At 70.5% G+C, this 12503-nt stretch carries 10 protein-coding genes and 1 pseudogene; 7 read left to right on the top strand and 4 right to left on the bottom strand.

What is annotated here, in order from left to right; translation table 11 throughout:
• The first annotated feature begins 120 nt into the window (after positions 1-120).
• Together ACIBK3_RS06095 and ACIBK3_RS06090 are read left to right on the top strand one after the other, a co-directional pair.
• Positions 121-2049: a 2-oxoacid:acceptor oxidoreductase subunit alpha gene (locus ACIBK3_RS06095; protein WP_399362409.1), complete on the top strand. Its 1929-nt coding sequence runs from the start codon at positions 121-123 to the stop codon at positions 2047-2049.
• The gene (locus tag ACIBK3_RS06090) at positions 2042-3121 is read left to right on the top strand and encodes a 2-oxoacid:ferredoxin oxidoreductase subunit beta (RefSeq protein ID WP_399362407.1); all 1080 of its coding nucleotides are present in this window, start codon (positions 2042-2044) and stop codon (positions 3119-3121) included. The genes ACIBK3_RS06095 and ACIBK3_RS06090 overlap by 8 nt, the downstream gene beginning before the upstream one ends.
• Positions 3122-3265: 144 nt before the next feature.
• Here ACIBK3_RS06090 and ACIBK3_RS06085 read toward each other — a convergent pair whose 3' ends face one another.
• Together ACIBK3_RS06085 and ACIBK3_RS06080 are read right to left on the bottom strand one after the other, a co-directional pair.
• Complete coding sequence (locus tag ACIBK3_RS06085; RefSeq protein ID WP_399362405.1) at positions 3266-3454, bottom strand: hypothetical protein; 189 nt, start codon at positions 3452-3454, stop codon at positions 3266-3268.
• A 249-nt stretch (positions 3455-3703) separates the two neighbouring features.
• Complete coding sequence (locus tag ACIBK3_RS06080) at positions 3704-4273, bottom strand: DUF6082 family protein (RefSeq protein ID WP_399362403.1); 570 nt, start codon at positions 4271-4273, stop codon at positions 3704-3706.
• Between the two features lie 565 nt (positions 4274-4838).
• Here ACIBK3_RS06080 and ACIBK3_RS06075 point away from each other — a divergent pair.
• On the top strand, positions 4839-5693 hold the full coding sequence (locus ACIBK3_RS06075) for an SDR family oxidoreductase (RefSeq protein ID WP_399362401.1): 855 nt from the start codon (positions 4839-4841) through the stop codon (positions 5691-5693).
• Positions 5694-5848: 155 nt separating this feature from the next.
• Positions 5849-6901: an EamA family transporter RarD gene (gene rarD / locus ACIBK3_RS06070; protein ID WP_399362399.1), complete on the top strand. Its 1053-nt coding sequence runs from the start codon at positions 5849-5851 to the stop codon at positions 6899-6901.
• A gap of 80 nt (positions 6902-6981) precedes the next feature.
• Here rarD and ACIBK3_RS06065 read toward each other — a convergent pair.
• A pseudogene (locus tag ACIBK3_RS06065) lies at positions 6982-8061 on the bottom strand (MFS transporter); the annotation flags it as partial.
• Positions 8062-8229: 168 nt separating this feature from the next.
• On the opposite strand from ACIBK3_RS06065, the gene ACIBK3_RS06060 reads away from it, so the two are divergent.
• Positions 8230-8712, top strand: coding sequence for a winged helix-turn-helix transcriptional regulator (locus tag ACIBK3_RS06060; protein WP_399362397.1), 483 nt, complete (start codon positions 8230-8232; stop codon positions 8710-8712).
• A 249-nt stretch (positions 8713-8961) separates the two neighbouring features.
• Entirely contained in the window at positions 8962-9912 is a 951-nt protein-coding gene (locus ACIBK3_RS06055) for a M28 family metallopeptidase (RefSeq protein WP_399362395.1), read from the top strand.
• An 18-nt stretch (positions 9913-9930) separates the two neighbouring features.
• Here the strand turns inward: ACIBK3_RS06055 and ACIBK3_RS06050 are convergent, their stop codons facing one another.
• On the bottom strand, positions 9931-11619 hold the full coding sequence (locus tag ACIBK3_RS06050) for a tetratricopeptide repeat protein (protein WP_399362393.1): 1689 nt from the start codon (positions 11617-11619) through the stop codon (positions 9931-9933).
• A 315-nt stretch (positions 11620-11934) separates the two neighbouring features.
• On the opposite strand from ACIBK3_RS06050, the gene ACIBK3_RS06045 reads away from it, so the two are divergent.
• A complete protein-coding gene (locus tag ACIBK3_RS06045) occupies positions 11935-12498 on the top strand; it encodes a DUF6668 family protein (RefSeq protein WP_399363926.1) in 564 nt (187 codons plus the stop codon).
• The last annotated feature ends 5 nt before the right edge of the window (positions 12499-12503 follow it).

Below are 12503 nucleotides of genomic sequence, written 5' to 3'. Positions count from 1 at the left end.
AAAGCGTGTCCGTCATGCGAATGACCCAGGGAAGGCGACCCTTACCGTCGTAGGGTTGATCCTGGGAGGGCCTGCGGGACGGTCGCTCCCAGACAGCCGCCTCTAGGGAGGTCCAGTTCAGTGACCAGCCAGGTCAGTAGCCCAGCGGAACAGGCCGACGGAACCGTCGCAGGAGAGCAGCGCAAAGCGGCAGGGGCGAAGGACGTCCGCCGTCTGGACCGGGTGATCATTCGTTTCGCGGGCGACTCTGGTGACGGGATGCAGCTCACCGGTGACCGCTTCACCTCGGAGACGGCCTCCTTCGGCAACGATCTGTCGACGCTGCCGAACTTCCCCGCCGAGATCCGTGCGCCCGCCGGCACGCTGCCCGGTGTCTCGTCCTTCCAGCTGCACTTCGCCGATCACGACATCCTCACACCGGGCGACGCGCCCAACGTGCTGGTGGCGATGAACCCGGCCGCCCTCAAGGCCAACGTCGGCGATCTGCCGCGGGGCGCGGAGATCATTGTCAACACGGACGAGTTCACCAAGCGCGCGATGCAGAAGGTCGGGTACGCCAGCTCCCCGCTGGAGGACGGCTCCCTCGACGGGTACCACCTCCACCCGGTCCCCCTGACCACCCTGACCGTCGAGGCACTTAAGGAATTCGACCTCACCCGCAAGGAGGCCGAGCGCAGCAAGAACATGTTCGCGCTGGGTCTGCTGTCGTGGATGTACCACCGGCCCACCGAGGGCACGGAGAGGTTCCTGACCTCGAAGTTCGCCAAGAAGCCGGACATCGCCGCCGCGAACATCGCCGCCTTCCGCGCGGGCTGGAACTTCGGCGAGACGACGGAGGACTTCGCGGTCTCCTACGAGATCGCGCCGGCGACGAAGGCGTTCCCGGTCGGCACCTACCGGAACATCTCCGGGAATCTGGCCCTGGCGTACGGGCTGGTCGCCGCGTCCCGGCAGTCGGATCTGCCGCTGTTCCTGGGCTCGTACCCGATCACTCCGGCCTCGGACATCCTGCACGAGCTCAGCAAGCACAAGAACTTCGGTGTGCGGACCTTCCAGGCCGAGGACGAGATCGCCGGCATCGGCGCCGCCCTGGGCGCGGCCTTCGGCGGCTCGCTCGCCGTCACCACCACCTCCGGCCCGGGCGTGGCGCTCAAGAGCGAGACCATCGGCCTCGCCGTGTCGCTGGAGCTGCCCCTGCTGGTGATCGACATCCAGCGTGGCGGCCCGTCGACGGGTCTGCCGACCAAGACCGAGCAGGCGGACCTGCTGCAGGCGATGTACGGCCGCAACGGTGAGGCCCCGGTCCCGGTGATCGCCCCGAAGACCCCGGCGGACTGCTTCGAGGCGGCCCTGGAGGCGGCCCGCATCGCGCTGACCTACCGCACCCCCGTGATGCTGCTGTCCGACGGCTACCTGGCCAACGGCTCCGAACCCTGGCGCATCCCGGAGGTGGACGAACTGCCGGATCTGCGGGTGCAGTTCGCGCAGGGGCCGAACCACACCCTGGCCGACGGCAGCGAGGTCTTCTGGCCGTACACGCGTGACCCGCAGACCCTCGCCCGCCCGTGGGCGATCCCCGGAACGCCGGGCCTGGAACACCGCATCGGCGGCATCGAGAAGCAGGACGGCACGGGCAACATCTCCTACGACCCCGCCAACCACGACTTCATGGTCCGCATCCGGCAGGCCAAGATCGACGGCATCGACGTACCGGACATCGAGGTCGACGATCCGCACGGCGCGCGGACCCTGGTGCTGGGCTGGGGCTCCACCTACGGGCCGATCACGGCGGCGGTACGGCGGCTGCGCACGGCCGGCGAGTCCATCGCGCAGGCGCATCTGCGCCACCTCAACCCGTTCCCGAAGAACCTGGGCGCGGTGCTGAAGGCGTACGACAAGGTGGTGATCCCCGAGATGAACCTCGGGCAGCTCGCCACGCTGGTGCGGGCGAAGTACCTGGTCGACGCCCACTCGTACAACCAGGTCAACGGTATGCCGTTCAAGGCGGAGCAGCTCGCCACGGCACTCAAGGAGGCCATCGATGGCTGAGACCACCACGGAAGGCACGGGCACGATCGAGACGCTCTCGCTCGTCCCCAAGGCCGAGGCCCGCCAGTCCATGAAGGACTTCAAGTCCGATCAGGAAGTGCGCTGGTGCCCCGGCTGCGGTGACTACGCGATCCTGGCGGCCGTCCAGGGCTTCATGCCGGAGCTGGGACTGGCCAAGGAGAACATCGTCTTCGTCTCGGGCATCGGCTGCTCGTCGCGCTTCCCGTACTACATGAACACGTACGGCATGCACTCCATCCACGGTCGCGCGCCCGCGATCGCGACCGGCCTGGCGGCCAGCAGGCGCGACCTGTCGGTGTGGGTGGTGACCGGTGACGGCGACGCGCTGTCCATCGGCGGCAACCACCTGATCCATGCCCTGCGCCGCAACGTCAACCTCAAGATCCTGCTGTTCAACAACCGGATCTACGGGCTGACCAAGGGCCAGTACAGCCCCACCTCCGAAGTCGGCAAGATCACCAAGTCGACGCCGATGGGTTCGCTGGACGCGCCCTTCAACCCGGTGTCCCTCGCCCTCGGCGCGGAGGCGTCGTTCGTCGCGCGGACCATCGACTCGGACCGCAAGCACCTGACCGAGGTGCTGCGGCAGGCGGCCGCCCACCCCGGCACCGCGCTGATCGAGATCTACCAGAACTGCAACATCTTCAACGACGGCGCCTTCGAGGCGCTCAAGGACAAGCAGTCGGCACCGGAGGCGGTGATCCGGCTGGAGCACGGCCGGCCGATCCGCTTCGGCGCGGACAACTCGCGGGGCGTCGTACGGGACCGGGCGACCGGCGACCTCAAGGTGGTCACGGTGAGCGCGGACAACGAGGCGGACGTCCTCGTCCACGACGCCCATGCCGCCTCCCCCACCACCGCCTTCGCCCTCTCCCGCCTGGCGGACCCGGACACCCTGCACCACACCCCGATCGGTGTGCTGCGGTCCGTGGAGCGCCCGGTGTACGACACGCAGATGGCCGACCAGCTGGACACGGCGATCGAACAGAAAGGCAAGGGGGATCTGGCCGCGCTGCTGGCGGGCGGGGACACCTGGACGGTGGTCGGCTGACGGCAGCCGGCAGCCGGCAGCACGATACGGGCTGCACGATGGCCGGCCGGCAGGCCGCCGCACGGTGGCGGGCTCACCGGCCGGTTTCCTACGCACGAGGGCCTGGGTGTCGTACGGCACCCAGGCCCTCGGTGGTACGGGGGGTCAGGCGTCGGGGATGTCCCGCTTGGCGCGCAGGAGGGTGTCGCGGGTGATCACGACGATGCGCTCGTAGTCGGCGCGAGCGGCGTCCGCCGGGAGCAGGGCGTCCAGGTCCTCGGTCCGGTCGGTTCCGATGACCGCGAAACTTCCGTCACTCAGTTCGAAGACGTCAGGACACGTCTCGCCGGTCATTGATCCTCGTTGCCGGGGCGAGTCGCCGATACGTCGGACGATGCTGAGGGCAGAAAGTTCGCTGTGCACGCGTGAGAGCTCTCTTCATACGGCCGGATACCAGAAGATCCGGTCACTGACGACGCCCGGAGCTTCTCACACCCCATGAGATGCCTCTCGCAACGCAACTCCCGGAAAGGCCTCAGATTAAACCTTCCGGAGCGATGTGATTCAGCATTTTGGGGAAGTTCGGGTCCTTTCCTTGACGCCTCAGGCGGACGATCCCTCGGAGGGGGGCCCGCCGGGCCCGACGACCCACCATTCGTCCGGATCGTCCGCCAGCTCATCGATGATCATGTCGACGGCCTCGCCCACGCGCGATTCCAACGAGTTGCGCGGCAGGGAGCGCCGGTGCTCGCGGGTCGTCGCCCAGTACTCGGCGAACACCGGGTTGCGTGCCAGCACCCGGAGGTGGCCGATGAGTTCACCCCAGCCGTAGGCGCCGATGCGGTGCCCCAGCAGGATCGCGCTGTACTCCCGGTTGACGAACAGCGCCTGCCGGCGCTTGCGGTCCGAGAGTTCCTGCAGGGTGCTCATGGCCTCCGTGAGCGCGGGATCCGACATCGCCCGGTCCACCTGCTCCGCCGTGATGCGGTGCAACTGGATCAGGTTGGCGTTGCGGATCTCCTCGGTGAGGAACGTGAGTTGGCGCAGGACGTCCAGAAGCAGTTCCTCCTGGCGCTGACGCCGGGCGGAACGCGGGAAAGGAGTGCGGACCTTGCCGACCCTTGCCCGTGCTGCAGAACCGATCCTTCGCGCACCCGGATTCTGTGTGGCCAATGCGACCCCCAATGGCGTCCGGCTGCCGGTCGGTGGTCTCGTGGGCGGCACGAGGACCGGCGCGCGGGTGGGCACAGCGCCCCGCCTTCAGCATGCCGGGCTGATCAAGGCGGCGCGGGAGGCGGAGAGGGGGCGCATGGATGGACGAACCGCTCATGTCAACCAACGCCCTGACTTGTGTGTGCCCAGCGAGCGCCGTCCGCATTCGTTCGGCGCCACCGGAGCGCGCGTGGCGGGCAGCGTCGGGCAACGTCCTCCTGCTCACGTCATCCCAGCTCGGAAGTGTGCTCCCGCGCGTCGCACCCCTCCGGCGCACTTCTGCACCTCCCACCGGCTCCCGGCCTCCGCGCAAGCTCCCCCCACGCACCCCGACGAGAACCCTCCACGCCCACGTCCGTCGCGGCACCTCACCGCATCCCGTCGCGTCTCCTCGCGTCCCACCGCACGTCGCCGCACGTCACCGCGCTTACTGATCCGTAAGTACCTTACTTCAAAGTGGGTACTTTCGCAGAGTTAGCGCATCCCTTAGGGTTAGTGACAACGCACCCCACAAGGAGTTCTGATCATGAGCATCGTCGTCACCGGAGCCACCGGCCACCTGGGCCGCCACGTTGTGGAGCAGTTGCTGGAGAAGGTTCCGGCCGAGCAGATCACCGCGGTCGTCCGCAACGCGGAGAAGGCCGCCGACCTCGCCGCCCGCGGCGTGAAGATCGCGCTCGCCGACTACAACGCTCCCGCCTCCTTCGACGGCCTGTTCGCCGCCGGCGACAAGGTGCTGCTCATCTCCGGCAACGAGTTCGACAAGGGCCGGGTCCAGCAGCACAAGATCGTCATCGACGCCGCCAAGGCGGCCGGTGTGGCGCTGCTCGCGTACACCAGCGCCCCGGGCGGCCTGACCGCGGCCCTCGCCGACGACCACCGGGGTACCGAGGAGGCGCTCCTCGCCTCCGGCGTGCCCTACGCGCTGCTGCGCAACGGCTGGTACCACGAGAACTACACCGAGAACCTCGCCCCGGTGCTGGAGCACAACGCGGTCCTCGCCGCCGCCGGGGAGGGCCGGGTCTCCTCCGCCGCGCGCGCCGACTACGCGGCCGCCGCGGTCGCCGTACTGACCGGCGAGGGGCACGAGAACCAGACGTACGAGCTGGGCGGTGACGTGGCGTGGAGCTTCGCGGAGTACGCGGCCGAGCTGAGCCGGCAGACCGGCAAGGAGATCGGTTACAGCCCCGTCTCCGTCGAGGCGCTCACCGGAATCCTGGTCGGCGCCGGGCTGCCCGAGCCGGTCGCCGCGAACATCGCCGGCGTGGACACCTCCATCGAGAAGGGGGAGCTGGTCGTCAGCAGCGGTGACCTGTCCCGCCTGACCGGCCGTCCCACCACACCGCTGTCCGAGGCCATCGCGGTCGCGCTCAAGGGCTGACCCGAGCGGACCAGCGCCCCGGGGTCGCACTCCCCCGTCGGACCCTGGGCGCCCCCACCCCCGCCTGTCATGACCGTATTGCGATACGAGCATGACAGGCGGGGGTTCTCGGCGTTACTTTCGTGCAGGCGAGCAGAGCATGAGAGGGAGGGCCCGTGGCCGGGACGTCGAGGAGTGAGAGCCGGACAGGTCTGCTGAACGGCTTCGCGGCGTACGGGATGTGGGGACTCGTACCCCTGTTCTGGCCCCTGCTGAAGCCCGCCGGGGCGGCGGAGATCCTCGCCCACCGGATGGTGTGGTCGCTGGCGTTCGTCGGTGTCGCGCTGATCGCCGTACGGCGCTGGGCGTGGGCCGGTGAACTGCTGCGGCAGCCGCGCAGGCTGGCGCTGATCGCCGTGGCCGCGGCTTTCATCACCGTGAACTGGGGCGTGTACATCTGGGCGGTGAACTCGGGTCACGTGGTCGAGGCCTCGCTCGGGTACTTCATCAACCCCCTCGTCACCATCGCGATGGGCGTGCTGCTCCTGAAGGAACGCCTGCGGCCCGTGCAGTGGGCGGCGGTGGGGATCGGTTTCGCCGCCGTCCTCGTGCTGACCATCGGGTACGGGCAGCCGCCGTGGATCTCGCTGACCCTCGCCTTCTCCTTCGCCACGTACGGCCTGGTCAAGAAGAAGGTCAACCTCGGTGGCATCGAGTCGCTGGCCGCCGAGACAGCGATCCAGTTCCTGCCGGCCCTCGCTTATCTGCTGTGGCTCGGCGGGCGGGGCGAGGCCACCTTCGGCTCCGAGGGCGTGGGGCACGCGTCCCTGCTCGCGGCGACCGGCGTGGTCACCGCGCTTCCGCTCGTCTGCTTCGGCGCCGCCGCGATCCGCGTGCCCCTGTCCACGCTGGGACTGCTGCAGTACCTGGCGCCGGTCTTCCAGTTCCTGCTCGGCGTCCTCTACTTCGACGAGGCCATGCCGCCCGAGCGCTGGGCCGGATTCGCGCTGGTCTGGCTGGCGCTGACGCTGCTGACCTGGGACGCCCTGCGCACCGCCCGCCGCGCCGCGCGCACGCTCAGGACCGAGAGGACGAGTCCCAGCACGACCATGCCGACGGGCACCGTGAGCGCCGTACGGAAGGCTGACAGGGTCTCCTCCGGTGCGGAGCCGCTCAAGCCCGCCCCGTCGGCGGCGGAGCCGCTGGACTCGTCGGCCGCCAAGCCGTAGACCGCGGTCACCGCCGCGATCCCGATCGCCGAGCCGAACTGTGTGGCGGTGTGCAGCAGACCGCCCGCCAGGCCCTGTTCGGCGTCGGCGACCCCGTCGGTCGCCGCGATCGTGAGCGGCCCGTACGCCAGTGCGAAGGCGGTGCCCGCGAGGAAGAGCGTCGGCAGCATCGCCGGATACGGCCAGTCCAGGCCCACTCGCAGGAACATGCCGTACGCGACGACCGCCAGCGCGAACCCGCCGACGATCACCCGGGTGTTGCCGAACCGGGCGACCAGCTTCGGCGTGAGCGTCGGGGCCAGCACCGCGTCACAGCCCATGATCACCAGGGCGATCGCGGTCTGGAGCGAGGACCAGCCACGCAGTTCCTGCAGATACAGGGTGACGACGAACTGGAAGCCGAAGAAGGCGCCGACGAACAGCAGCGCGCCCAGGTCGGCGCGGACGACCGACCCCGTGCGCAGGATGCCCAGGCGGACCAACGGGGCGGCGGACCGCCTCTCGACGGCGACGAAGACCACGGCCAGCAGCGCCGCCGCGAGCGCCGCGGCCGTCGTCAACTGCCAGCCGTCCAGACCGTGTTCGAGGCGTACGACGGCGTAGGCGGCCAGCAGCATGGCGCCGGCTGCGGTCAGCGCGCCGGGCAGGTCGAAGCCCCGGCGGGCGGCGGACGGGGCCTCCTGCCCCGGGATCAGCCGTACGGCGGCCACGAGCAGCGCGGCCGACAGCAGCACCGGTGCGAAGAAGACCCAGCGCCAGCCCAGTTCGGTGAGCAGGCCGCCGACGACGAGGCCGAGCGAGAAGCCGCCGGCGCCCGTACCGGCGAACACCAGCAGGGCCTTGTCGCGTTGCGGGCCCTCCGGATAGGACGTGGTGATCAGGGACAGCGCGGCCGGGGTCATGAACGCGGCGGACACACCGGTGACGAAACGGGCGACGACCAGCATCCAGCCGTCGGTCGCGAAGCCGCCGAGCCCGGAGAATGCGAGGAAGACGGTCAGCCACAGAAGGAACATCCGGCGGCGGCCGAGCAGGTCCGCGGCCCGGCCGCCGAGCAGGGTGAAACCGGCGTATCCGAGGACGTAGCCGCTCACCACCCAGGCCGCGGTGTCCGTGGCCAGCCCGAGATCGGCCCTGATCGACGGGATCGCGACCGCCATCATCGCGACGTCGATGCCCTCCAGGAAGATCGTTCCGCAGAGGACGAGTAACAGCGCCCATGCGCGCTTGCCCATGGCAGTGCTCCGTAGTGAGGTCGGGGTCGGTTACGGGGATGAGGGTCGGTTCCCTCTTGTAACCGCCTTCAGCCTGCGGCAGCGTTGGACGCTATGGAAGAAGGCACTTCAAAACAACCGAGTTACTGCGCGAGCACCGTGGACTACGGTGACGCCGACCCCTTCCAGTGGGACACCCGGGAGGACTGCCAGGTACGGCAGATCCTCGACCGGGTGGCCGACAAGTGGTCGCTGCTCGTCATCGCGCTGCTGGAGAACCGGCGACTGAGGTTCACCGAGTTGCGCCGCGAGATCGACGGGATCAGCCAGCGGATGCTGACCGTGACCCTGCGCTCGCTGGAGCGGGACGGGCTGGTGAAGCGGACGGTGCACCCGGTGGTGCCGCCGCGGGTGGAGTACGAACTCACTCCGCTGGGCGGGACCTTGCATGCCACCATCCGCTCGCTGGTGACGTGGACGGAGGCGCACCAGGAGGAGATCGCGGCGGCACGGTCGGCGTACGACTCGCGGGAGGCGGGGGACGTACGGGAGGCGCGGGACCTAGGGGGGCTCGGGCCGCCGGGGACGCGCGGGTGACCGGGGACGCATAGGTGACCGGGGACGCGCAGGTGACCGGGAACGCGTAGCCGACCGGGAACGCGTAGCCGACCGGGAACGCGCACCAGCAGCCGATCCATGACCGTAGCCACCGATCCGGTATACGAACACCGCTGACCGGATTGCGCCCTTGACGGAGCGTCAACCCCAGCTTCACCATCCAGGCACCCCATTCACTGTGGAATCCCTGTGGATTCAGGGATTCCCACGGAATTCGGAGCCCCCCACATGAAGCTCTCGGTTCCCGGGCGTACCGCGGCCGTCGCCGTTGTCGCCGCCGTCTCGCTCCTCGCCGGTGGATCCATAGCCGGCGCGGCCCCCGCGGTCGGACCCACGCCGGCCGCCGCGCCCGACATATCCGTGGCCAACGTCAAGGCGCACCTCACGCAGTTGCAGTCCATCGCCACCGCCAACGGCGGCAACCGTGCGCACGGGCGCGCCGGTTACAAGGCGTCGCTCGACTATGTGAAGGCCAAGCTGGACGCCGCCGGATTCACCACGACGGTCCAGCAGTTCACCTCGTCCGGCCGGGTCGGCTACAACCTGATCGCCGACTGGCCCGGCGGGGACACGGGCCAGGTGGTGATGGCGGGCTCGCACCTCGACAGCGTGACCTCCGGGGCGGGCATCAACGACAACGGGTCCGGGTCTGCGGCGGTTCTGGAGACCGCGCTGGCTGTGTCGAGAGCGGACTTCCGGCCTGCCAGGCATCTGCGGTTCGCCTGGTGGGGCGCGGAGGAGCTGGGGCTGGTCGGCTCGCGGTACTACGTCAACAGCCTCTCCACCGGGGACCGTTCGCGGATCAGCGGATACCTGAACTTCGACATGATCGGCTCGCCGAACCCCGGGTATTTCGTCTACGACGACGACCCGGCCATCGAGAAGACGTTCAAGGAGTACTTCACCGGGCTCGGCGTGCCGACCGAGATCGAGACCGAGGGCGACGGCCGCTCCGACCACGCGCCCTTCAAGAACGCGGGTGTGCCGGTGGGCGGGCTGTTCAGCGGCGCCGACTACGTCAAGACGGCGGCGCAGGCGGCCAAGTGGGGCGGGACCTCGGGGCTGGCCTTCGACCGCTGCTACCACTCGTCGTGCGACACGACGGCCAACATCAACGACACGGCGCTGGACCGGAACAGCGACGCGATCGCGTACGCGGTGTGGGAGCTGTCGGCGTAGCAGCCGCGCCGGCGGGCGTCAGCCGTTGTCGCGGGCGCGTTCGGTGAGGCGGTCCATTCGGGCGCGGGCCTTCTCCAACTGCTCGATGTCGTCGGCGGCCGGCCCCTCCTCGGCGGTGAGCTCGGTCCACAGGGCGATCAGGCCGTGGCCCAGGTCCAGACCGAGCTGCGGATCGCGTACGGCACGCCAGGCGGTGAACGCGCTCTGGACGTTGCCGTACGCGGCCTCCGCGTCGCGGCCGTCGTGGTGGACGCGGGCCAGGTCGAGGGAGAGGTGGAGGGCGCGGACCGGGTCGCCGGCCAAGTAGGCGATGTACGCGGTCAGTTCCCGCAGCCGCAGCACTTCGAGGTGCTCCGGGCCCAACGCGCTCGACGCCTGCGCCAGCGTCTGCTCCGCCAACTGAGCGGCGTCGTCCGTCCGCCCCGCCTTCACGGCCTCGTTGATCCGCCCCATCGGCTCGGCGAGCACCGCCGGCGCGGTGGCGTCACCGGGGGCGGTGAGCGCCTCGTCCCCGAGCACGGCTTCGGCCACGGCGTCGAAGCCCCGGGGCGGGGTGGGTTTGGGGGCGGGGTCGAGGTCGTCGAGGGCGGGGAGGGGGGCGGGCTTGGGTGTGGGTGTGGGGGGTGGCGTTGTCGGCCGGGGCAGCGGAGCGGGGGGCGGTGGGGGTGTGGCCATCGGCCCGGGCTCCTGGGTGGGTGCGGGCGCGGGGTGTGTGTCCATCACCGGGGGCGGACCGAACACTCCGGTGGGGGCGGCGACCGTACCGGGAGCCGGGGCCGGGGCCGGGGCCGGAGATGGGGCTGAGGTCCGGGACGGCTCCGACAGCGTCCGCAGCGTGAACGTCGGCACGGCCTCCTCACCGGCCGACTCCCCGTCCCCGGGCACGGCCCGCGTCGGAAACGTGGGCACCGCGTCCCGCACCGGCTCCGCCACCGCCCGCAGCAGATGCGTCGACTCCTCCATCTGCGCCCACCGAGGCCGTACGGCATCGGAGACGGCGGGAGTTCCGGGCTGCTCGGGTGCGACGGATCGTACGGATGTCTCGCGGCCCTCGGCCGGTACGGATGTCTGGGGGCCGTCGGCCGGTACGGAACCCTCCGACGGCAACTGCTCCTCGGCCGGCGCGGGCCACGCGACGCCCCCGGACATGCCGGCCGGCGCGGGCGCTTCGTGCGGGCCGGGCTCGCTGGGCGTCGGCGCCGGCCAGTCGGGCTGCCCCGGTGTGGACGGCACGGCCGTGGGCGGCGCGGGCCAGGCGGGCGGCTGCCCCGAGGGCGAGGCCGGTGCCGACGGCCCCTGGTCCGCCCGCACGGCCCTCCCCGCTGACGACCCCGTGTCCCCTGTGTCTCCCGTGCCCCCCGTCTGTCCCTTCTCGCCCGTCTCCCCCGGCGGAGCCATCCGTACCGGCTCACCCCTGAAGGCGCTGGAGCCGTTCGGGGTGACGCGGAGAGGGACGACGTAGCCGATGCGGGTGTCGTGGATGGTGGCGTGGACTTCCTGGGCGGTGGTGAGGGCGATGCGGTGGAGGTGGTTCAGGACGGTCTGCTGGATCTCCTCGCCGGGAGCCGCCACGACCCGGCCACCGTCGACGAAGGCACTGCCCGGGCCGCCGTCGCCGGGGATGTGGACCTCGATCGGCGCGGCGGGCTCGGCCGGGCGCTCGGCGCGTCGGTGGTCACGCTTCTTGTCACGGCTGAGTCGAGACATCGTTCCCTCACTCGGATGCGTCGGAGCGTCGCCGGACGAGGCGTGCGGGTCCCATGGTGCCCCTTCCCGCCGTCGGGCTTCGTCGTCTGCGTCAGGATCCGGTCGTACAAGATCCGTCGTACACGTACTGTCGAGTCTCTCCGCTCGCCCGCGGTTCTCACGTCACCAGGACGTCACAGGCCCGTTCCAGGAACTCACGCCTGTTCAGGAGAGTGTCCCGGATGCCGTGACCTTCGGCGGGTAGAAGGCGGTCGACCAAGGAGGAACGCGCGGATGGGGACGGGCATGGCGACGGGCACGCGCACGGGGACGGGGATGCGGACGGACGGACCGCTCGGACCGGAGATCTGGCTCCGCGGCCCGGTGCCGACGCCCCCACCAGTGCCAGTACCGGGACAGGGACCGGGACCTGTGCCGCCGGAACTCGCCCAGCCCTCCGTACCCTCCGCGCCCTCCGCACTGTCCGCGACCCCCCGGCGCCACTCCTTCGTCGGTGTCCACGGCGGCGCCGGCACCACCACCCTCGCCACCGTCTACGGCGGCCATGACTGCGGACGCAGTTGGCCCGGCCCCGCCGAGCCGAGGTCGATCCTGCTCGTCGCCCGTACACACGCGTCCGGACTGGACGCCGTCCTGCACGCCCTGGACCTCTTCCGGCACGGCGGCGCCCCGCCCGGACTCGACCTCGACGGGGTCGCCCTGGTCGCCGACGCGCCCGGTCGGCTGCCCCGCCCGCTCGCCCAGCGGATCAAGATGATCGAGTCGGCGATCGACGTGTACCGCGTGCCCTGGGTCAACGCCTGGCGCCTGGGCGACCTGGGCGGGTCCCGGCCCCGTGAAGCCGAGGCCCTGGCCCGTCTGACCGCCACCACGCCATGACCCCC

Source organism: Streptomyces sp. NPDC050287, assembly GCF_044459385.1.
Classification (GTDB): domain Bacteria; phylum Actinomycetota; class Actinomycetes; order Streptomycetales; family Streptomycetaceae; genus Streptomyces.
This window is presented reverse-complemented; position numbering and strand designations above follow the sequence as displayed.

What these genes read in the sequence shown, in the direction of transcription:
- ACIBK3_RS06045 (WP_399363926.1), top strand. Translation starts at nt 11,935, where the DNA reads ATGCGGACGGACGGACCGCTCGGACCGGAGATCTGGCTCCGCGGCCCG.
- ACIBK3_RS06060 (WP_399362397.1), top strand. Translation starts at nt 8,230, where the DNA reads ATGGAAGAAGGCACTTCAAAACAACCGAGTTACTGCGCGAGCACCGTG.
- ACIBK3_RS06085 (WP_399362405.1), bottom strand. Translation starts at nt 3,454, where the DNA reads ATGACCGGCGAGACGTGTCCTGACGTCTTCGAACTGAGTGACGGAAGT.
- ACIBK3_RS06090 (WP_399362407.1), top strand. Translation starts at nt 2,042, where the DNA reads ATGGCTGAGACCACCACGGAAGGCACGGGCACGATCGAGACGCTCTCG.
- ACIBK3_RS06050 (WP_399362393.1), bottom strand. Translation starts at nt 11,619, where the DNA reads ATGTCTCGACTCAGCCGTGACAAGAAGCGTGACCACCGACGCGCCGAG.
- ACIBK3_RS06075 (WP_399362401.1), top strand. Translation starts at nt 4,839, where the DNA reads ATGAGCATCGTCGTCACCGGAGCCACCGGCCACCTGGGCCGCCACGTT.
- ACIBK3_RS06055 (WP_399362395.1), top strand. Translation starts at nt 8,962, where the DNA reads ATGAAGCTCTCGGTTCCCGGGCGTACCGCGGCCGTCGCCGTTGTCGCC.